Origin of the sequence: Pseudomonas sp. TMW22090, from assembly GCF_022496665.1 — a bacterium.
Classification (GTDB): Bacteria; Pseudomonadota; Gammaproteobacteria; order Pseudomonadales; family Pseudomonadaceae; genus Aquipseudomonas; species Aquipseudomonas gregormendelii.
The window spans coordinates 265,274-286,568 of record NZ_SCFH01000004.1 but is presented as its reverse complement, the minus strand read 5'-3'; the positions used below and the strand labels follow the sequence as shown (position 1 = coordinate 286,568).

Sequence of the window (21,295 nt, the reverse complement as noted above, 5' to 3'; positions counted from 1 at the left end):
TGCCCCGGGGAGATTTGCCGTTATGCCCGAAACCTCGACCGCCATTGCCGATATCCACATGCTCGACAGTGGTTACTCCCGCGAAGCCCGCTCATTGCTGTACCAGGCCTACCGTCACGAGCCGACGTTCAGCTATCTGTTCGAAGCCGAACGTCCCGGCTACGAGCAGCGAGTGCGCGCCACCGTGCGCGAGCTGGTCAAGCAGCATTTCCTCCAGGACTTGCCCGCCATTGGCCTGCTGGTCAACGATCGCCTGATTGGCATCGCCCTGATCGCGCCACCGCAACGTCGCCTGGGGATCACCGAAAGTTGGGCATGGCGTTTGCGCATGGTCCTCAGCACCGGGTTCCGCTGCACCCGCCGCTACCTGGAATACCACGATGCGGTCATGGCGTGCGTGCCGTCCGACTCTGTGCACCTGCTGCCCTTGCTGGGTATTCATCCGCAATTTCAGGGCAAGCACTTCGGCGAACAATTGTTACAGGCTGTGCACAACTGGTGCGCCGTCGATGAGAACTCCCAGGGCGTTGTGCTGGACACCGGCAACCCGCGTTACCTGGAATTTTACAAGCGCCAGGGCTATGAGGAGATCGGTGAAGTGGCTATTGGCCCGGTACGTGAGCACGTATTTTTTCACGCCAACCCCCAGGTCCTGCAAACCGCCACCGCATAAAGGACGAACTTTGCGCGCAAACCAGGCTCTATCACGCTCCCAAGCTCGTGATAGCATCCGCGCCTATGAAGTTTCCAGGAAGAATTACCAGTAGCGTGCTGATGCTGATAACCAGCTGCACAGCGCTGGCGCAAAGTGAATTGGATGTGCGGGTCAAACCGTCCAACGATGAACTCAAGGCCAATATAGAGGGCTATATCGGCAGCCTCGGCGATCGTGACGAAGAAGCCTTGTTGCGCTTCAGCCGCGGTGCCGAGGAGCAGGCGCGCAAGGCTGCCCAGGCCCTGGGTTATTACCAGCCGCAGATCGAGACGGACGTGAAGGGCGGCAAGAGCCCTCGGCTGATTCTCAACGTCGATCCGGGTGAGCCGATTCACCTGCGCAATGTCACTATTCGAGTCGAAGGACCGGCGGCGTCGCTGAAATCCTTTCGTGTTCCCAAAAGTGCTGCGCTGAAAACCGGCGCAGTGCTCAACCATGGCAATTACGAAGACGCCAAGCGCCTGATCCAGAACCAGGCTTCGCGTTTCGGTTTTTTCAGTGGGCATTTTTCCCGCCAGACTCTGTCGGTCGACCCCAGAGCCGGCGTAGCCGATATCGATCTGGTCTACCAGAGCGGCCCGCGTTACTCCCTGGGCAAGGTCAGTTTCGAGGGCGACACGCCATTCGACGAAGATTTGCTCAGGCGCATGGTGCCCTTCAAGGAAGGCGCTCCGTACGACTCCGAGCTGATCGCCGAACTCAATCAGGCGATGCAGTCCAGTGGCTATTTTGAAAGTGTGCGGGTCGATGCAGCCCCCACCGCTTCGACAAACAATGTGATCCCGGTCGACGTCAAGCTCGACACCCGCAAGCCGCGCACCATGGGACTGGGCCTGGGTTATTCGACCGACGTCGGCCCGCGGGTCAAAGCCAACTGGACGCGTCACTGGGTCAATCCCCAGGGCCACAGCTACGGCTGGGAAACCGAAATATCGGCACCCCGGCAGAACGTCGGGATTTTCTACGACATCCCCCTGGACCCGCCCCTGACGGACAAGCTACGTTTCGCTGGTGGCTACCAGAGCGAAGAAATCGCCGACAAGGACTCACTCAGCAAGCTGCTGACCATAGGTCCCGAGTGGCACAGCAAGCTGCCCAGCGGTTGGCAGCGCGTGGTGTCGCTGAAGTGGCAGCGCGAGGAATATCGACTCGGCGACGACTCGGGTCTCAGTACCCTGTTGATGCCCGGGGTCAGTTATTCCTATTTGAAAAGCGACAACCGCATCGACCCGCACAACGGCTATCGCCTGCAATTCGAGACCAAGGTGGCCAAGGAGGGATTGGGCTCGGACAACAACCTGCTGTACGGCACGGCGCTGGTCAAAGGCCTGACCACGGTATTCGACAAACACCGCTTCCTTGGCCGGGTCCAGGTCGGCGGCAGCGCCACCAACGGCTATAAGTCGATACCACCGTCGCTGCGGTTCTTCGCCGGGGGTGATCAGAGCGTACGTGGTTACGACTACCAGAGCCTGTCCCCGGAAAACTCCGAGGGCGACCGGATTGGTGGCCGGTACATGGTCACCGCCAGTGCCGAGTACCAATACTCGGTCGCCGAAAAATGGCGGGTGGCGACCTTTGTCGATCAGGGCAACTCCTTTAATAAGCTCGAATTGCCGAACCTCAAGACCGGCGTCGGCATCGGCGTGCGCTGGATCTCGCCGGTGGGGCCGATCCGCCTTGACCTGGCCCACGCGCTGGATGACGACGGTGGTGTTCGACTGCACTTTTCCATGGGGCCCGAGTTGTGAATCGTGGTTTGAAGATAACGCTGCTGGCCATCCTCGGCCTGTTGCTGCTGATTATTCTGGCTGTTTCCACCATGCTTGGGACGGCGGCGGGCAGTCGCTGGACGCTGGGTTTCGTGCCGGGCTTGAGTGTGGACAATTTCCAGGGTCGCCTGGGCGGTCAATGGAGCGCCGATCACCTGGTATGGCAGCAGGACAGCAGCCGGGTAGAGTTGAGCAAGGCGATCTTCGCCTGGTCACCCGGTTGCCTGGCCCGCCGGACCCTGTGCATCGAGCAGTTGCAGGCCGAGCAGGTCAGCCTGCAGTTTCCACCGGGCACCGACCAAGACAGCAGCGGGCCAATCAGCCTGCCTGACCTGGACCTGCCGCTGGCCATCGAGCTGGGTGATGTCAAGGTCGGGAGCCTGCTGTTCAACGGCAGCGAAGAACTCAGGGGCTTGCAACTGGCCGCCCACTGGACCGCCCAGGGCTTGAAGATTGACTCGGTCAAGCTGCAGCGCGACGAACTGAGCCTGAATCTGTCCGGCCTGCTGCAACCCAGCGGCAACTGGCCCCTGACCGCTGAAGGCAGCCTGACGCTGCCCGCGCCTGGCACCGGTCCTTGGGCCCTGGCCCTGAAAATCGACGGAGACCTGCTCAAAACCCTCAACCTCAAGGCCGACAGCAGCGGCTATCTGAACGGGCAGTTGACGGGTGAACTGCAGCCGCTGGTGGAGAACCTGCCAGCCAAGGTGCGCATTACGGCGGACGGCTTCAAGGCCAGCGCGGATCTTCCGGATACCCTGCAACTCAATAGGCTTGAACTCTCGGGCGCCGGTGACCTGAAAAACGGCTACCAGCTCCTCGGCACGGCTACGCTGCCGGCGGAACAAGGCCCGGTCGCCCTGGCGCTGCAAGGCAAGGTCGACGCACAGGGCGCGCAGATTGCCGGTCTGGACCTGAGCGCAAACGACAAACAGTACCTCAAACTCACCGGCCAGCTGGACTGGAGCAAAGGCCTGAGCGCCGATGCCAAGATCGACTGGCTGGACTTCCCCTGGCACCGCGTCTATCCGCTGATCGATGAGCCACAAGTCGCATTGCGCAGCTTCAACGGCGAAGTCTCCTACACCGACGGCAAATACCTGGGGCACTTCAAGGCTGCGCTGGATGGCCCGGCCGGTGCCTTCAGCCTGCAGAGCCCGTTCGCAGGCGACCTGAGTAAAATCTACCTGCAGCAAATCCAGCTGGAAGCCGGGCAGGGCAAGGCCCAGGGACACCTGAACCTGCAATTTGCCGATGGCATCGCCTGGGATACCGCGCTGGATCTGTCGGCAATCGATCCGGCGTACTGGGTCGCGGAGTTGCCGGGCACGCTGGCCGGCCCGCTGCGCAGTACCGGTGAGATGAAAAATGACAAGCTCAGCCTTAACGCCGACCTCGACCTCAAGGGCAAGCTGCGTGGTCAACCTGCGGTCATCCAGGCCAAGGCCGATGGCGCCGGCGAGCAATGGAACCTCAGTGCCTTGCAGATTCGCCTGGGCGACAACAGCATCAATGGCAAGGGCAGCCTGCAGCAGAAACTCGCCGGTCAGATCGATATCAAGATGCCGCGTCTGGCGCAGCTGTGGCCACAACTGCGCGGTCAGCTCAACGGCCGGGTGGACGTCGCCGGTACACTCAAGGCGCCACAAGGCAAACTCGGCCTGCAAGGCACTCAGCTGGCTTTCCAGGACAATCGCCTGCAAAGCCTGAACCTGGACGCGACCCTGGACAGTGCGCAGCGGGCGAAAATCGACCTCAAGGGCAGCGGCATCCAGGCTGGCGATACCGCGCTGGGCACGCTGACGGCAAGCGGTCAGGGTGACATCAAGAAGCAGAAACTCAGCCTTGCCCTGCAAGGCCCGCAGCTCAAGCTCGCCCTCGGTCTGGACGGCGCGCTGGACCAAGGCAACTGGCGCGGACGCCTGGCCACGGGCGATATCCAGGCCGGCGGCCAGGACTGGAGGCTGCAAGGCCCGGCGAAGCTCGAACGCCTGGCCGACGGTAAAATCAACTTCGGCGCCCATTGCTGGCGGTCCGGCCCGGCCAGCCTGTGCGGTGAAGACCAGCGCCTGATGCCCGAGCCGAAGCTGCGCTATCACCTCAAGCAGTTCCCGATCGAAAGCCTGGCGCAGTGGTTGCCCAAGGACTTCGCCTGGAAAGGCGCGCTTAACGCCGACCTGCAGCTGGATCTGCCGGCCAGCGGTCCGAATGGCCAGATCAGCATCGATGCCAGTGGCGGCACACTGCGAGTGCGCGACAAGGATCAGTGGCTGGACTTCCCGTACCAGGCCTTGCTGCTCACCAGCAAAATGACTCCCAAGCGCATCGACACCGACCTGAACTTCGTCGGCGGCAAGTTGGGTGAGCTGCGGGTTCAGGCCCAGATCAACCCGCTGCCGGCAAACAAGCCCATGAGTGGCACGTTCCGCCTCAATGGCCTGGACTTGTCCGTGGCCCGGCCGTTCGTGCCGATGGTCGAAAAAATCACCGGGCGCCTGAATGGCAGTGGCACGATCGGCGGCACCCTGATGGCGCCTTTGGTTAATGGCAATCTGCTGTTGAGCGATGGCGAAGTGTCCGGACCGCAATTGCCGATCGAACTGCAAGCCTTGCAGCTGCAGGCGGTGATCGCCGGGGAAACCGTGCAATTGAACGGCGGCTGGAAAAGCGGCAAGACCGGGCAGGGCACGCTCAATGGCAACATCGCCTGGGGCCAGGCACTGGTGGTCGACCTGGCACTCAAGGGCTCGCAGCTTCCGGTGTCCGTCGAACCCTATGCAAAGCTTGAGGTGGCCCCTGACCTGAAGATCTCGATGAAAGGCGATGAGCTGGCGGTCGCTGGCAAAGTGCTGGTGCCCAGAGGGGAAATCACCGTGCGCGAGTTGCCGCCATCGACGGTCAAGGTCTCCGATGACACGGTCATCGTGGGTCAGCAGACCGAGCAAGGCAAGGCGCCACTGGCGATGAAAATGGACATTGACGTGGAGGTGGGCGCCGACAAACTCAGCTTCGCCGGGTTTGGCCTGACGGCCAATCTGCAGGGCCACGTGCACATCGGCGACAACATGGACACCCGCGGCGAGCTCTGGCTCAACGACGGTCGTTACCGCGCCTACGGCCAGCGCCTGACCGTGCGCCGGGCCCGTTTGTTGTTTGCCGGGCCGCTGGATCAGCCATACCTGGACATCGAGGCCATCCGCCAGACCGATGACGTCATCGCCGGCATTCGCCTGAGCGGCAGTGCCGAACAGCCCACCACGCAGATCTTCTCCGAACCTGCCTTAAGCCAGGAGCAGGCCCTGTCCTACCTGGTGCTGGGGCGGCCGCTGAGCACGGATGGCGGTGATAACAACATGCTTGCCCAGGCGGCACTGGGCCTGGGGTTGATGGGCAGCGCCGGGGTGACCAGCGGGTTGGCCAAGAACCTGGGCATCCAGGACTTCCAGCTCGACACCCAAGGCAGTGGCGACCAGACCGCCGTGGTCGCCAGCGGCAATATCTCGGAAAAACTCAGCCTGCGGTATGGGGTTGGGGTGTTCGAGCCGGCCAATACCATTGCGTTGCGCTACAAGCTGAGCAAGAAGGTTTACCTGGAAGCGGCGGGTGGCGTGGCGAGTTCACTGGATATCTTCTACAAGCGGGATTTCTAAGCCGCGTTCCCTCTGGAACCGAGTCGCTGCCTTGGCGGGCAAGCCCGCTCCCACAGGGATCGGATGTCCTGCACGGATCTCACTTCAAGCGTCACCAATCCCACAGGTGTAACACTGAACCTGTGGGAGCGAGCTTGCTCGCGATGGCGTCATCAAGGCCACCAGTCCCCCCCGTTTATCATCCAAATACAAAGCATCCTAACTATTACGTTGACATTCGCTGCCTAGGCAGTAACATCTTGTCATACATTCTCTGCCTAGGCAGCTAATCGGTGGCCAGATGAAACACTTCACCCCGGACGACTTCAAGAACTGCCACCTCGGGCTCCTGCTCGGGCGGGCTGCGCTGCTCAAGGACCGGATCATCGACACCCACATGGAACCTCACGGCATCACCGCCGCGCAGTTCAAAGTGTTGATCATCATGGCCCAGTTCGGCGTCGACACCCCGGCCGAACTTTGCCGGCACCTGTCCCTCGACAGTGGTTCGATGACCCGAATGCTTGATCGCCTGGAGCACAAAGGTTTCCTCGCCCGCCAGCGCTCGGAAGCCGACCGTCGTCAAGTGCAACTGGTACTCACCGCGCAGGGCCAGCAGCTGGCTGACCGCCTGCCAGACATCGGCGCGGCAGCCATGAACGAACTGGCTGGCGCCATCACCGAGCAAGAGCTGGCGACCCTGGAACAGATCCTGAAGAAAATTTTAGTCGCGGCGGGTGACTCCATCACCTTGCTGCGGGTAGGTGATAAATGAGCAGTAAACTCTCGCGCACCCGCTTGAGCCTGGTGCTGGTGGCCATGACCCTGGCGGGTTGTGCCAATTACAGTGGCTTGAAAACCGAAGGCGTCAGTCTGGATGCAAAAAGTCTCAAGGCCGGGCAGTCGCTGACCGGCGTCACCTTGTCGCCGGCCGCCTGGCCGAAAAGCGCCTGGTGGACGAGCCTCGGCGACCCGCAACTTGACGGGCTGATCCGCGAAGCCCTGCAAGACAGCCCCGACATGCAGATTGCCGAGGCTCGCGCGCATCAGGCCAGCGCCGCGGCCTACGCCGCCGATGCCGAGCGCATGCCGACGCTCGATGCCAGTGCCGGGGTCAGCCGGTCCCGCCTGGCTCGGGATCAGAACCCGCAGGGGCAGGGCGGGGCGTATTCCACCCTGCGTAACCTCGGTGCCAGTTTCAATTACAACTTCGACCTTTGGGGTGGTCAGCGGGACGCCTGGGAAGCTGCACTGGGCGAGGCCCGTGCCGCCGAAGTCGACCAACAGGCAGCGCAGTTGACCCTGGCCGCCGACGTCGCCCGGGCCTACAGCGATCTGGGCCAGGCCCACATCATCCATGACCTGGCCAGCGAAGACCTCAAGCGTACCCGGCAGATGCTCGACCTGAGCAAACGCCGCTTGAGTTCGGGTATCGACAGCCAGTACCAGTTCCAGCAGACCGAGAGCCTGGAAGCCAGCTCGCAGGCCAGCCTGATCGACGCTGAAAAACGCCTGAACAGCGCGAAGATCGCCATGGCGGTGCTGCTCGGCAAGGGCCCGGATCGCGGCAATGAAATCCCCCGGCCCAAAGTCCTCCAGGCCAGCGCCGTGGCACTGCCATCGGTGTTGCCGGCCGAACTGCTCGGTCGCCGACCGGACCTGATCGCCGCGCGCTGGCGGGTCGAAGCCGCGAGCAAGAACATCGCTGCCGGCAAGACCCGCTTCTACCCCAACCTCAACCTGAGCGCTGCCGCTGGTTTCGAATCGCTGCTGGGGGATGCAATGTTTGGTTCGGCCAGTCGTTTCTTCAACGTCGGGCCGACGATTTCCCTGCCGATTTTCGACGGCGGCCGCCTGCGTGCCGACCTCGATTCCCGCGACGCCGACTACGACCTCGCGGTGGCGCAGTACAACAAAAGCCTGGTCAAGGCACTCGGCGATGTCAGCGACTCGATCAATCAGCTGCGAGATATCGGCCGGCAGATCGGCGCGCAGCAGCACGCCACCGAGATCGCCCGGCAATCCTACGACACCGTGGTCCAGCGCTACGGTTCCGGCATCGGTAACTACCTGGACGTGCTCAGCATCGAGCAGCAATTGCTCCAGGCCCAGCGTCAGCTGGCCAACCTGAATGCCGAGCAGATCGACCTGTCGATCCAACTGATGCAGGCGCTGGGCGGAGGCTTCCAGGGTGACACCCTGGCAGCCGCCACTTCAGCCACGCAGCACAACTAATTCAAGGTAACTGTCATGGCCACTGCCGAAAACACTCAAAAAGCCGCCGATGCTCATCAGGACACCGGCAATCCGCGCAAGCGCAAGATCATGCTGGTGCTTCTGGCCATTGTCGTGATCCTCGCCGGTGCCGGCGTCTGGGCCTATCACGAGCTCTACGGGCGCTGGAACGAGAGCACCGACGATGCCTATGTGAACGGCAATGTGGTGGAGATCACTCCGCTGGTCACCGGCACCGTGGTCAGCATCGGTGCCGACGATGGCGACCTGGTGCATGAAGGCCAGGTGCTGATCAATTTCGACCCGAATGACGCCGAAGTCGGGCTGCAAAGTGCCCAGGCCAACCTGGCCCGCACCGTGCGTCAGGTTCGCGGCTTGTACAGCAATGTCGACGGCATGAAAGCCCAGGTCAACGCCCAGCAGGCGGAAGTGCAGAAGGCTCAGGACAACTTCAATCGCCGCAAGAACCTGGCAGCCGGCGGGGCGATCTCCCAGGAAGAACTGTCCCACGCCCGCGATGACCTGACCTCGGCGCAAAACGCCCTGGCCAATGCCCGCCAGCAACTCAAAACCACCAGCGCGCTGGTGGATGACACTGTGGTTTCGTCGCACCCGGACGTCATGTCCGCCGCCGCGCAACTGCGCCAGGCCTACCTGACCAACGCCCGCAGCACCTTGATCGCTCCGGTCACCGGTTATGTCGCCAAGCGCACGGTGCAGTTGGGCCAGCGGGTTCAACCGGGCACCGCGCTGATGGCGGTGATTCCCCTGGATCAACTGTGGATCGATGCCAACTTCAAGGAAACCCAGCTGCGCGACATGCGCATCGGGCAGCCGGTGGACATCGAAGCCGACCTCTATGGCAGTGACGTGAAGTACAGCGGCACCATCGACAGCCTTGGCGCCGGTACCGGCAGCGCGTTCGCCTTGCTGCCGGCACAGAACGCTACCGGTAACTGGATCAAGATCGTCCAGCGGGTGCCGGTGCGGATTCATATCAACGCCGAAGAGCTGGCCAGGCATCCATTGCGCGTCGGGCTGTCGACCCAGGTCGATGTGAACCTGCATGACCAGAGTGGTCCGGTGCTGGCGCAACAGCCGCCGCAAAAGGCCTCGTTCAGCACCAACGTCTACGAACGTCAGTTGGCCGAAGCCGATGCAATGATCGCCCAACTGATCCATGACAACAGCGCCGCGGCGAGCAAGACCGCGCAACGCTGATTCGCAACCACACAAACCCTGTGGCAGCGGGCTTGCCCGCGCCCACAGGGTCTGAAGCTCCAAAGGATTTGCGATGAGCAATAACGCCTCTTTCACGCCGCCCAGCCTGCTGCTCAGCACCATCGGCCTGTCGCTGGCGACTTTCATGCAGGTGCTCGATACCACCATTGCCAACGTGGCGCTGCCGACGATCTCCGGCAACCTGGGGGTCAGTTCGGAGCAGGGCACCTGGGTCATCACCTCGTTTGCCGTGAGCAATGCGATCGCCCTGCCGCTGACTGGCTGGCTAAGCCGGCGCTTCGGTGAGGTGAAGCTGTTTCTCTGGGCGACCATCCTGTTCGTGATTGCCTCGTTCCTGTGCGGCATTTCCACCTCGATGCCGGAGCTGATCCTGTTCCGGGTGATCCAGGGCCTGGTAGCAGGGCCTTTGTATCCGATGACGCAGACGTTACTGATTGCGGTCTATCCACCTGCAAGGCGCGGCATGGCCCTGGCGTTGCTGGCGATGGTCACGGTGGTGGCGCCGATTGCAGGCCCGATCCTCGGCGGCTGGATTACCGACAGCTACAGCTGGCCGTGGATCTTCTTCATCAACGTACCGATCGGTATCTTCGCGGTGATGGTCGTGCGTCAGCAACTGAAGGCGCGCCCGGTGGAAACCAGTCGCCAGCCGATGGATTACGTCGGCCTGATCACCCTGATCATCGGGGTCGGCGCCTTGCAGGTGATCCTCGACAAAGGTAATGACCTGGACTGGTTCGAATCCAACTTCATCATCATCGGCGCGGCCATTTCGGTGATTGCCCTGGCGGTGTTCATCATCTGGGAAATGACCGACCAGCATCCGGTGGTCAACCTGCGCCTGTTTGCCCACCGCAACTTCCGTATCGGCACAATAGTGCTGGTGCTGGGGTATGCCGGATTCTTCGGGATCAACCTGATCCTGCCGCAGTGGCTGCAAACCCAGATGGGCTACACCGCGACCTGGGCCGGGCTGGCGGTGGCGCCGATCGGCATCCTGCCGGTGATCCTGTCGCCGTTTGTCGGTAAGTACGCGCACAAATTCGACCTGCGCCTGCTGGCCGGCCTGGCTTTCCTGGCGATTGGCCTGAGCTGCTTCATGCGCGCCGGTTTCACCAACGAAGTGGACTTCCAGCACATCGCGCTGGTGCAGTTATTCATGGGCATTGGCGTGGCACTGTTCTTCATGCCAACGCTGAGCATCCTGATGTCAGACCTGCCACCGAGCCAGATCGCCGATGGCGCCGGGCTGGCGACTTTCCTGCGTACCCTGGGCGGCAGCTTTGCGGCATCGCTGACCACCTGGATCTGGATTCGCCGGGCGGATCAGCACCACGCCTACATGAGTGAAAGCATCAGCACCTACGAGCCCGCCACCCGTGACGCGCTCAATGCGCTGGGCGGCCCTGGCAACCCGGCCTATGCACAACTCGATCATGTGCTGACCAGCCAGGCGTACATGCTCTCCACCGTGGATTACTTCACGCTGCTGGGGTGGGGGTTCATGGGGTTGATACTGATCGTGTGGCTGGCCAAACCGCCATTTGCCGCCAAGGCCGGGCCTGCGTCGGCAGGGCATTAATGGTTGTGGCTGTAAAAAGATCGCAGCCTGCGGCAGCTCCTGCAGGTGTACACATGACCCTGTAGGAGCTGCTGCAGGCTGCGATCTTTTGACCTTAAGAGGCTGTAAAATCAAACGGGGCCAGCGCAAATCCGTTCTCATCGACCTGCAACGCCCACCCCTGGCGATCCCAATCCCCCAGCACAATGCGCCTGGCCGCCTGCTCGCCAATCTGCAATTTGTGAATGGCTGGGCGGTGAGTGTGGCCGTGGATCAGGGTTTTTACCCCGTATTGCTGCATCACCCGCGGCACTTCCTCGGGGGTCACATCGACAATGTCATTGGCTTTCATTCGGGTCTGCGCCCGGCTTTCACTGCGCAGTTTGCGCGCCAGCTTGTGCCGCGTGCCCAGGGGCAGGTGGCGCAGGATGAACAGGGTGAGGGGATTGCGCAGGTAGCGACGCAGCTTCATATAGGCTTCGTCGCGGGTGCACAGGCTGTCACCGTGCATCAAGAGCACCGGTTCGCCTGCGAGTTGCACGATGCTCGGGTCTTTCAACAGCGTGCAGCCGGCCTGTTTGCAGAAGGCCTGGCCGAGCATGAAGTCGCGATTACCGTGCATCAGAAAAATGGCCGTGCCGCTGTCGCTGAGATCGCGCAGGGCCTGGCAGATGGAACGCTGGAAGGCGGTCATGGCATCGTCGCCAATCCACGCTTCGAAAAAGTCGCCGAGGATGTACAACGCACTCGCCGAGCGGGCGCGCCCGGAGAGCAAATCCAGAAACGCCCGGGTAATGTCCGGGCGCTCCTCTTCCAGATGCAAGTCTGAAATCAGCAGTATCACTCAATGATCTCGGCTTTCTCGATGATCACGTCTTCTGCGGGAACGTCCTGGTGGCCGGACTTCATGGTGGTGGAAACACCTTTGATCTTGTCGACCACTTCTTCACCGGCAACCACTTTGGCGAACACGGCGTAGCCCCAGCCCTGGGTGGTCTTGGCGCTGTGGTTGAGGAAGCTGTTGTCCGCCACGTTGATGAAGAACTGCGCGGAAGCCGAATGCGGCTCCATGGTGCGGGCCATGGCTACGCTGTACTTGACGTTCGGCAGGCCGTTGTCGGCTTCGTTCTGGATGCTTGGGCGCTTGTCTTTCTTTTCTTTCATGCCTGGCTCGAAACCGCCGCCCTGGATCATGAAGTTACCAATGACGCGGTGGAACACGGTGTTTTCGTAGTGGCCGGCCTTGACGTATTCGATGAAGTTGGCAACGGTCAGCGGTGCCTTTTCAGCGTTCAGTTCCAGGACGATGTCGCCATGGTTGGTGGTCAGTTTGACTTGGGTCATGATCGGTACTCTTGATGAATTAAAGCTTCATGAGATAAAGCGTTTTCAATGAATTCGTGGTTTTGGGCATTGGTGCCTGCAACCGGTTCAGCCTGTATTGGGCCAAGAAACGCAGTTTAGCGCGACAGACGCGAATTTCGAGGCTGTTTTTCATTTGCAGGCGATTAAATGCAGCCGTTTTCGGGCCTGCTCTGTCAGCAGCTTGACGGCATCGGCTATGATAGCGGCTTTGATTTGTCAGGCCCCGTCTGCGGCCGCGCACTTGTACGTTCAAGGATCCTATGAGCAAGCCCACTGTCGAACCTACCTCGAATTCCAAGACCGGCCCAGCCGTGCCGGCCAATTTCCTGCGCCCGATCATCCAGGCGGACCTGGACTCGGGTAAGCACACGCAGATCGTCACCCGTTTCCCGCCCGAGCCCAATGGCTACCTGCACATCGGTCACGCCAAGTCGATCTGTGTGAACTTCGGCCTGGCCCAGGAATTCGGCGGCGTCACGCACCTGCGCTTCGACGACACCAACCCGGCCAAGGAAGACCAGGAATACATCGACGCGATCGAAAGCGACATCAAGTGGCTGGGCTTTGAATGGTCCGGCGAAGTGCGCTACGCCTCGCAATACTTCGACCAGTTGCACGACTGGGCAGTCGAGCTGATCAAGGCCGGCAAGGCCTACGTCGATGACTTGAGCCCCGAGCAGGCCAAGGAATACCGCGGCACCCTGACCGAACCGGGCAAGAACAGCCCGTTTCGTGACCGCTCCGTGGAAGAGAACCTCGACTGGTTCGCGCGCATGAAAGCCGGTGAGTTCCAGGACGGCGCGCGGGTACTGCGGGCCAAGATCGACATGGCCTCGCCGAACATGAACCTGCGCGACCCGATCATGTATCGCATCCGTCACGCCCACCACCACCAGACCGGTGACAAGTGGTGCATCTACCCCAACTACGACTTCACCCATGGTCAGTCGGACGCCATCGAAGGCATCACCCACTCGATCTGCACCCTGGAATTCGAAAGCCACCGTCCGCTGTACGAGTGGTTCCTCGAGCACCTGCCGGTACCGGCCCACCCGCGCCAGTACGAGTTCAGCCGCCTGAACCTGAACTACACGATCACCAGCAAGCGCAAGCTCAAGCAACTGGTGGACGAGAAGCACGTGCATGGCTGGGACGACCCGCGCATGTCCACGCTGTCGGGCTTTCGCCGCCGTGGCTACACGCCCAAATCGATCCGCAACTTCTGCGACATGGTCGGCACCAACCGTTCCGATGGCGTGGTCGACTTCGGCATGCTGGAATTCAGCATTCGTGATGACCTCGACCACAGCGCACCGCGCGCCATGTGCGTCCTGCGTCCATTAAAAGTGGTCATCACCAACTACCCGGAAGGCCAGGTCGAGAACCTCGAACTGCCGTGCCACCCGAAGGAAGACATGGGCGTGCGCGTCCTGCCATTCGCTCGGGAAATCTACATCGACCGTGAAGACTTCATGGAAGAGCCGCCAAAAGGCTACAAGCGCCTGGAACCCAACGGCGAAGTGCGCCTTCGCGGCAGCTACGTCATTCGTGCCGACGAAGCGATCAAGGACGCCGACGGCAATATCGTCGAACTGCGTTGCTCCTACGACCCAGAAACTCTTGGCAAGAACCCTGAAGGCCGCAAGGTCAAAGGCGTGGTGCACTGGGTACCGGCCGCGGCCAGCGTCGAATGCGAAGTGCGCCTTTACGATCGCCTGTTCCGCTCGCCGAACCCTGAGAAGGCCGAAGACAGCGCCAGTTTCCTGGACAACATCAACCCTCAATCGCTGCAAGTTCTCACCGGTTGTCGTGCCGAGCCTTCGCTGGGCAACGCACAGCCGGAAGACCGTTTCCAGTTCGAGCGCGAAGGTTACTTCTGCGCGGATATCAAGGACTCGAAACCAGGTCATCCGGTATTCAACCGCACCGTGACCTTGCGTGATTCGTGGGGCCAGTGATTCAAGGAAACAACTAAAGTGCTATCGATCTACAACACGCTCACCAAGAGCAAAGAAGTCTTCAAGCCGCTGGATGGCAACAATGTGCGCATGTACGTCTGCGGGATGACCGTGTATGACTACTGCCACATTGGCCACGGCCGCAGCATGGTCGCGTTCGACCTGGTGACCCGCTGGTTGCGGTTCAGCGGTTACAACCTGACCTACGTGCGCAACATCACCGATATCGAAGACAAGATCATCAACCGGGCGCGGGAGAACGGCGAGCCGTTCGACGCGTTGACCGAGCGCATGATCACCGCCATGCACGAGGACGAGGCGCGCCTCAACATCCTCAAGCCGGACATGGAGCCGCGTGCCACGGATCACATTCCGGGCATGCTGAGCATGATCCAGACCCTGATCGACAAGGGTTACGCTTACGCACCGGGCAATGGCGACGTGTACTACCGCGTGGCCAAGTTCATGGGTTACGGCAAGCTGTCGCGCAAGAAGATCGAAGATCTGCGCATCGGCGCCCGTATCGAAGTCGACGAGTCGAAACAGGACCCGCTGGACTTCGTGCTGTGGAAGGCCACCAAGCCGGGCGAGCCAAGCTGGCCATCGCCTTGGGGCGACGGTCGTCCGGGCTGGCACATCGAGTGCTCGGTGATGTCCACCTGCTGCCTGGGTGAGACCTTCGATATCCATGGCGGCGGCAGTGACCTTGAGTTCCCGCACCATGAAAACGAAATCGCCCAAAGCGAAGCGGCCACCGGCAAGACCTACGCTAACGCGTGGATGCATTGCGGCATGATTCGCATTAATGGCGAGAAGATGTCCAAGTCCTTGAACAACTTCTTCACCATTCGTGACGTGCTGGAAAAGTACCACCCGGAAGTGGTGCGTTACCTGCTGGTATCGAGCCACTATCGCAGCGCGATCAACTACTCCGAAGACAACCTCAAGGACGCCAAGGGCGCACTCGAGCGTTTCTATCACGCCTTGAAAGGCCTGCCGAGTGTTGCTCCGGCCGGCGGCGAAGCCTTTGTCGAGCGTTTCACCCAGGTGATGAACGACGACTTCGGTACACCGGAAGCCTGTGCGGTGCTGTTCGAGATGGTCCGCGAGATCAACCGCCTGAGGGATACAGATATCGACGCGGCGGCGGGTCTGGCGGCACGGTTGAAGGAACTGGCCAGTGTGCTGGGTGTGTTGCAGCTTGAGGCCGATGACTTCCTGCAGGCTGGCGCTGAAGGGCGGGTTGATGCGGCTGAAGTCGATGCGCTGATTGCTGCGCGTCTGGCCGCTCGGGCAGGTAAAGACTGGGCCGAATCGGACCGCATCCGCGACCAGCTCACCGCCATGGGCGTGGTGCTGGAAGATGGCAAAGGCGGCACGACGTGGCGTCTGGCTGACTGATTGCTTAGTTTGCTGCAAAACAAAACCCGCCTTGTGCGGGTTTTTGTTTTTTCGGGTGGATGCAGGTTCGGTGGCGTCTCGACTGTCATCGCGAGCAGGCTCGCTCCCACATTGGATCTTCGCCAGGTATGGGTTTTGTGGTGGACATAACACCCTGTGGGAGCGAGCCTGCTCGCGATGGTCTCAAGCCGAACACTGCCAGTGCGGTTGAACACTCATTCAGCCTGGCGCAACCTTTTGTACAAGGTATTACGACTAACCCCCAACCGCCGGGCCAGGTGCGAAATATTCCCGCCCACTGCCTGCAACTGCCGACTTAAATCCTCGGCATCATCCAGATCCACTGCCAGCGGCTCCGGTGCATCCACCGGCTCCATCTCCATATCGACAAAAAAATCATCGGGCAAATGCTCCGGGCGCACCGGTTGCTCCTCGGCCATGGCCAGCGCCACCTGCATCACGCTGCTGACCTGGCGCAAATTCCCCGGCCACGGGTGGCGAGCAAACAACTCCAGCACCTCACGACTCAAACCCGCCCACTGCGACGGTTCGCGATGCTGTTCCCACAATCGTTTGAACAGCTCCTGCTTGTCACTGCGTTCCCTTAACGGCGGTAACTCCAGGGTCAACCCGCCGATCCGGTAATACAAATCTTCGCGAAACCGGCCCAGTTGAACCTGTTCGCGCAGGGATCGATTGGTTGCGGAGATGATACGGATGTCGACCGGGAACAACTCACTGCTACCGACCGGTTGCACGCAACGCTCCTGCAACACCCGCAACAGACGAGCTTGAGTCGGCAGCGGCATGTCGCCGATTTCATCGAGAAACAGGGTGCCTTTGTCGGCCTTGCGAATCAGCCCGATGCTGCCTTTCTGGTTGGCGCCAGTGAACGCGCCTTTTTCGTAGCCGAACAGTTCGGACTCCACCAACTCGGCAGGGATCGCTGCACAGTTCACCGCGATAAACGCCTGTTTGCTGCGCGAGCTGGCCTGGTGCAGAGCCTTGACGAAAACTTCCTTGCCCACACCGGTCTCACCGTGGATGAGCAGCGGAATGTCCTTCTCCAGCAACCGCTCGGCCTGGCGAACCGCTTTTTCCACCCGGCTGTCGCCAAAATGCAAGGTATTGAGACTGATTGCAGCCGATGGCACTGCTGGTTGCTCGACGAACACTCGAGCCTTGACCGGCACTTGCTTGGGCCGTTTCAACAGGCACTGGAAGCGATTGCGTCCCGAGGTCTGCAGGGCGAAGGGCAGATCATCCGGCTGATTCAACAGTTCTAGCAATGACACCTTGAACAGGCTCTCGACGCTCACTCGCGACAGACTGATGCCGAGCAGATTGTCCGCCCGTCGATTGGCCGACAGCACCTGGCCGGTCTCATCAAAAATCAGCAAGCCGGCCCACTGGCTGTCGAGGTTGTTCAAGCCGGTGTTGAACGTCAATTGGAAGTGCTGGCCGTGGAACAGGTTGAGAATCAGCCGGTTCTCCACGGTCTGACTCATCATCTTGACCATGCCCAGCGTGTGTGACGGCGGCAGGTAGCTGTCGCTGGACACATCCAGCACGGCGATCACTTTGCGCTCGGCATCGAAAATCGGCGCGGCAGAGCCGGTCATGAAGCGGTTGGCCTTGAGGAAATGTTCATCGTGTTCGATATGCACCGCCTGCTCACAGGCCAGCGCGGTGCCGATCGCGTTGGTTCCGCTGCAGCGCTCCATCCAGCTGGCCCCGGCGCTGAAGCCTCGGGTCAGTGTCGGCTCGATGAATCGCTGGGTCCCCCACGATGTCAGCACCTGGCCCTGATTGTCGGCGAGCATGATCAGGCAGTTGGAGTTACTGAGGATGTTCTCGTAGTACGGCAGGACTTCCTGATGAGTGGTCTGTACCAGCGAATGCTGGCTCTCCAGCAGTTGCGCTATGCCAGCAGCCGGCAGCTGATCGAAGGCCGGGGCGCTTTGATGGTCCAGACCAAACGCGCGGCAGCGGGACCAGGAGTCCTGAATGATGGCGTCATGGGAGAGCGGCGAGGCAGGTACGGCCATGGCAGGCGATCTCTGAGCTGACTTTTATTGTTTTTATGGGTACTTCAGTTGCCCACGACCTGCGTAGGAGCTGCCCAAGGCTGCCCCTACGGGGACCGTGAACGGTCCATAGAGTGTTGTTCACTATTGTTCATTGTCAACCGGCCAACTGTTCAATTGTTCATTGGCGGTTGTTCATTTCTGTTCAGCATCGAACCCCGGCGGCTCGCCAATTCGGCGTTTTTCCCGGTGGTTCAACGACTTGCATTTCCTGGCATGAAACTCGCTCTACAGCCTGGGTCGCTTGACTCCAATAATAAAAAGGCCGAGCCATGTCGCTAACCCTGGAGCACGTCAGCCGCACCGTCGAAGGCCAGACCTGGATCGACGATGCGTGCCTGAATTTTGAAGCCGGTTCTTTCAACGTTCTGCTCGGTCGCACGCTGTCCGGCAAAACCAGCCTGATGCGCCTGATGGCCGGCCTGGACAAGCCCGACAGCGGGCGCATCCTGATGAACGGCGTCGACGTCACCCTGCGCCCGGTGCGTCTGCGTAACGTTTCGATGGTGTATCAGCAGTTCATCAACTACCCGACCATGACCGTGTTCGAGAATATCGCCTCGCCTTTGCGCCAGGCAGGGGTGTCCAGGGACCTGATCGAGAGCAAGGTTCAGGAAACGGCGAAGATGCTGCGCATCGAGAAATTCCTCCAGCGCCATCCGCTCGAACTGTCTGGTGGCCAGCAACAGCGCACCGCCATGGCTCGTGCCCTGGTCAAGGATGCCGAACTGATCCTGTTCGACGAACCGCTGGTCAACCTCGACTACAAGTTGCGCGAAGAGCTGCGCCAGGAAATGCGCGAGCTGTTCAAGGCCCGGCACACCATCGCGATCTACGCCACCACCGAACCCAATGAAGCGTTGGCGTTGGGCGGCACCACGACCATTCTTCACGAAGGACGGGTGATCCAGAGTGGCAAGTCGTCCGAGGTCTACCACCAGCCGCAGAGTGTGCTGGCGGCAGAACTGTTCTCCGAGCCGCCGATCAACCTGATGCCCGGGCGCATTGCCGGCAACGAAGTCAGCTTCGCCAATTTCGTGCACTTCCCGCTGAACGTCGACCTGCGACCGGTCGGTGAGGGTGAATACCGCTTTGGCGTGCGGCCCAGTCATATTTCCCTGGTGCCGAGCAACGACGATGACCTGGAGCTGGCAGTAACGGTCGAGGTGGCGGAAATCAGCGGATCGGAAACCTTCCTGCACGTGCGCAACGAACATTTCCTGCTGGTGCTGCACTTGCCCGGGGTTCACGAATACGACGTCGACGCGCCGATTCGCATCTATATCCCGACCCACAAACTGTTTGTGTTCGATGCCCAGGGCCGCTTGGTCCAGGCACCCGGGCGCCGTATCGCGAGGGTTGCCTGATGGCCGAGATCCGCTTGCAGAACCTCGCCCACAGCTATACCCGCACGCCGAGCGGTCCGGAGGACTATGCGATCCGCGAGATGGATCACATCTGGGAGCAGGGGGGCGCCTACGCCTTGCTCGGCCCTTCGGGCTGCGGCAAGTCGACCTTGCTCAACATCATCTCCGGCCTGCTCAGCCCGTCCCAGGGCCAGGTGCTGTTTGACGGCAAAGTGGTCAACGACCTGACCCCGGAAAAGCGCAACATCGCCCAGGTGTTCCAGTTCCCGGTGGTCTACGACACCATGACGGTGTTCGACAACCTGGCCTTTCCATTGCGCAACCAGGGCATGGCCGAAGCGAAAATCCACAGCAAGGTCCAGGAGATTGCCGAGGTCCTCGACCTGCAGGCGCTGCTGGGCAAGAAGGCGCGCAACCTGACTGCTGACGAAAAACAGAAAGTCTCCATGGGCCGTGGGCTGGTCCGCGATGACGTCTCCGCGATCCTGTTCGATGAGCCGCTGACCGTGATCGATCCGCACTTGAAGTGGAAGTTGCGGCGAAAGCTCAAGCAGATCCACGAGCAGTTCAACATCACCATGGTCTACGTCACCCACGATCAGCTGGAGGCCTCGACCTTTGCCGACAAGATCGCCGTGATGTACGGCGGCCAGATCGTGCAGTTCGGCACTCCGCGGGAACTGTTCGAGCGGCCGAGCCATACTTTCGTGGGCTATTTCATCGGCAGCCCCGGGATGAACCTGATCGACGTGCAGCCCCAGCCTGGGGGCGTCGGGTTTGCTTCGACCCACTTGCCGTTGTCCGACGCGCAACAGCAGCGTATCGCTGAATCCGAATGGCAGACCCTGAAGGTTGGCATTCGTCCGGAGTTCGTCCATGTGTGGGACGAGCCGTTCGATGACGCGATGCAGGCACAGGTCGTACACGTCGAGGATCTCGGCACCTACAAGATCATGACCTTGAACCTCGATGGCGCCCCGCTGAAAGTGCGCCTGGCCGAAGACAAGCCGGTGCCGCAAGGCACTGCCTACATCAGTTTCCCGGCCCAGTGGTTGATGGTCTATGCCGATGATTACCTGCTGGAGACGCAGCCATGAACAAGGTGCAGAACAACAAGGCCTGGTGGCTGGTGTTGCCGGTATTCCTGCTGGTGGCATTCAGCGCAGTGATCCCGATGATGACCGTGGTCAACTATTCGGTGCAGGACATCTTCGATCAATCCAGTCGTTACTTCGTCGGCGCCGACTGGTATAAGCAGGTGCTGCTGGACCCGCGGCTGCATGACTCGTTGCTGCGCCAGTTCATTTACTCCGGTTGTGTGCTGCTGATAGAGATCCCCCTGGGCATTGCGATCGCCCTGACGATGCCGACCAAGGGGCGCTGGTCGTCGCTGGTGCTGATCATTCTGGCGATACCGCTGTTGATCCCGTGGAACGTGGTGGGCACCATCTGGCAGATCTTCGGCAGGGCCGACATCGGCCTGCTGGGTTCGAGTCTCAACGCCATGGGCATCAGCTACAACTATGCGGCGAACACCATGGACGCCTGGGTCACGGTGCTGGTGATGGACGTCTGGCACTGGACTTCGCTGGTGGCGCTGCTGTGCTTTTCCGGCCTGCGGGCGATCCCGGACGTGTACTACCAGGCGGCACGGATCGATCGGGCCTCGGCCTGGGCAGTGTTCCGCCATATCCAGCTGCCCAAGCTGAAAAGCGTACTGCTGATCGCGGTAATGCTGCGCTTCATGGACAGCTTCATGATCTACACCGAGCCGTTCGTGCTGACCGGCGGCGGCCCGGGCAACGCCACCACCTTCCTCAGCCAGACCCTGACCCAGATGGCGATCGGCCAGTTCGACCTTGGCCCCGCTGCGGCTTTCTCGCTGGTGTACTTCCTGATCATCCTGTTGGTGTCCTGGCTGTTCTACACCGCCATGACTCACTCTGACGCCAACCGCTGAGGT

General features: G+C 61.0%; 15 protein-coding genes. 12 read left to right on the top strand and 3 right to left on the bottom strand.

Annotation, left to right across the window (positions count from 1 at the left end; all coding sequences use genetic code 11):
- Positions 1-22 precede the first annotated feature (22 nt).
- From EQV97_RS13805 to EQV97_RS13775, 7 genes are all read left to right on the top strand, one after another.
- A complete protein-coding gene (locus tag EQV97_RS13805) occupies positions 23-673 on the top strand; it encodes a GNAT family N-acetyltransferase (protein WP_122839273.1) in 651 nt (216 codons plus the stop codon).
- A 65-nt stretch (positions 674-738) separates the two neighbouring features.
- Positions 739-2,466, top strand: a complete 1,728-nt coding sequence (locus EQV97_RS13800) for an autotransporter assembly complex family protein (RefSeq protein WP_122839272.1) — start codon at positions 739-741, stop codon at positions 2,464-2,466.
- Positions 2,463-6,137 carry a translocation/assembly module TamB domain-containing protein gene (locus EQV97_RS13795; RefSeq protein ID WP_240889083.1) on the top strand — a complete coding sequence of 1,225 codons (3,675 nt, stop codon included), beginning with the start codon at positions 2,463-2,465 and terminating at the stop codon, positions 6,135-6,137. The genes EQV97_RS13800 and EQV97_RS13795 overlap by 4 nt, the downstream gene beginning before the upstream one ends.
- A gap of 280 nt (positions 6,138-6,417) precedes the next feature.
- Positions 6,418-6,891: a MarR family transcriptional regulator gene (locus tag EQV97_RS13790; protein WP_045059169.1), complete on the top strand. Its 474-nt coding sequence runs from the start codon at positions 6,418-6,420 to the stop codon at positions 6,889-6,891.
- A complete protein-coding gene (locus EQV97_RS13785) occupies positions 6,888-8,351 on the top strand; it encodes an efflux transporter outer membrane subunit (protein ID WP_240889082.1) in 1,464 nt (487 codons plus the stop codon). The genes EQV97_RS13790 and EQV97_RS13785 overlap by 4 nt, the downstream gene beginning before the upstream one ends.
- A gap of 15 nt (positions 8,352-8,366) precedes the next feature.
- Positions 8,367-9,572, top strand: a complete 1,206-nt coding sequence (locus EQV97_RS13780; RefSeq protein ID WP_240889081.1) for an HlyD family efflux transporter periplasmic adaptor subunit — start codon at positions 8,367-8,369, stop codon at positions 9,570-9,572.
- A 73-nt stretch (positions 9,573-9,645) separates the two neighbouring features.
- Positions 9,646-11,175, top strand: coding sequence for a DHA2 family efflux MFS transporter permease subunit (locus tag EQV97_RS13775; RefSeq protein WP_122839269.1), 1,530 nt, complete (start codon positions 9,646-9,648; stop codon positions 11,173-11,175).
- A 94-nt stretch (positions 11,176-11,269) separates the two neighbouring features.
- Here EQV97_RS13775 and lpxH read toward each other — a convergent pair whose 3' ends face one another.
- A complete protein-coding gene (gene lpxH, locus EQV97_RS13770) occupies positions 11,270-11,998 on the bottom strand; it encodes a UDP-2,3-diacylglucosamine diphosphatase (RefSeq protein WP_122839268.1) in 729 nt (242 codons plus the stop codon).
- Entirely contained in the window at positions 11,995-12,498 is a 504-nt protein-coding gene (locus EQV97_RS13765; protein ID WP_045062337.1) for a peptidylprolyl isomerase, read from the bottom strand. Before EQV97_RS13765 ends, lpxH begins: the two co-directional genes overlap by 4 nt.
- Before the next feature lie 281 nt (positions 12,499-12,779).
- Here EQV97_RS13765 and EQV97_RS13760 point away from each other — a divergent pair, with 281 nt between their 5' ends.
- Both EQV97_RS13760 and cysS read left to right on the top strand, forming a co-directional pair.
- A complete protein-coding gene (locus tag EQV97_RS13760) occupies positions 12,780-14,477 on the top strand; it encodes a glutamine--tRNA ligase/YqeY domain fusion protein (RefSeq protein WP_045062335.1) in 1,698 nt (565 codons plus the stop codon).
- Between the two features lie 18 nt (positions 14,478-14,495).
- Positions 14,496-15,878: a cysteine--tRNA ligase gene (gene cysS / locus EQV97_RS13755; protein WP_045062332.1), complete on the top strand. Its 1,383-nt coding sequence runs from the start codon at positions 14,496-14,498 to the stop codon at positions 15,876-15,878.
- Between the two features lie 215 nt (positions 15,879-16,093).
- On the opposite strand, the gene EQV97_RS13750 is transcribed toward cysS, so the two are convergent.
- Positions 16,094-17,926, bottom strand: coding sequence for a sigma-54-dependent Fis family transcriptional regulator (locus EQV97_RS13750; protein ID WP_122839267.1), 1,833 nt, complete (start codon positions 17,924-17,926; stop codon positions 16,094-16,096).
- A 311-nt stretch (positions 17,927-18,237) separates the two neighbouring features.
- Between EQV97_RS13750 and EQV97_RS13745 the strand changes: the two genes are divergently transcribed.
- From EQV97_RS13745 to EQV97_RS13735, 3 genes are read left to right on the top strand one after another with little or no spacing between them, the layout of a single operon-like run.
- Positions 18,238-19,332, top strand: coding sequence for an ABC transporter ATP-binding protein (locus EQV97_RS13745; RefSeq protein WP_122839266.1), 1,095 nt, complete (start codon positions 18,238-18,240; stop codon positions 19,330-19,332).
- On the top strand, positions 19,332-20,429 hold the full coding sequence (locus EQV97_RS13740) for an ABC transporter ATP-binding protein (protein ID WP_122839265.1): 1,098 nt from the start codon (positions 19,332-19,334) through the stop codon (positions 20,427-20,429). The genes EQV97_RS13745 and EQV97_RS13740 overlap by 1 nt, the downstream gene beginning before the upstream one ends.
- Positions 20,426-21,292 (top strand): sugar ABC transporter permease, encoded by an 867-nt coding sequence (locus EQV97_RS13735; RefSeq protein WP_033057091.1) that lies wholly within the window; start codon positions 20,426-20,428, stop codon positions 21,290-21,292. The genes EQV97_RS13740 and EQV97_RS13735 overlap by 4 nt, the downstream gene beginning before the upstream one ends.
- Positions 21,293-21,295 lie beyond the last annotated feature (3 nt).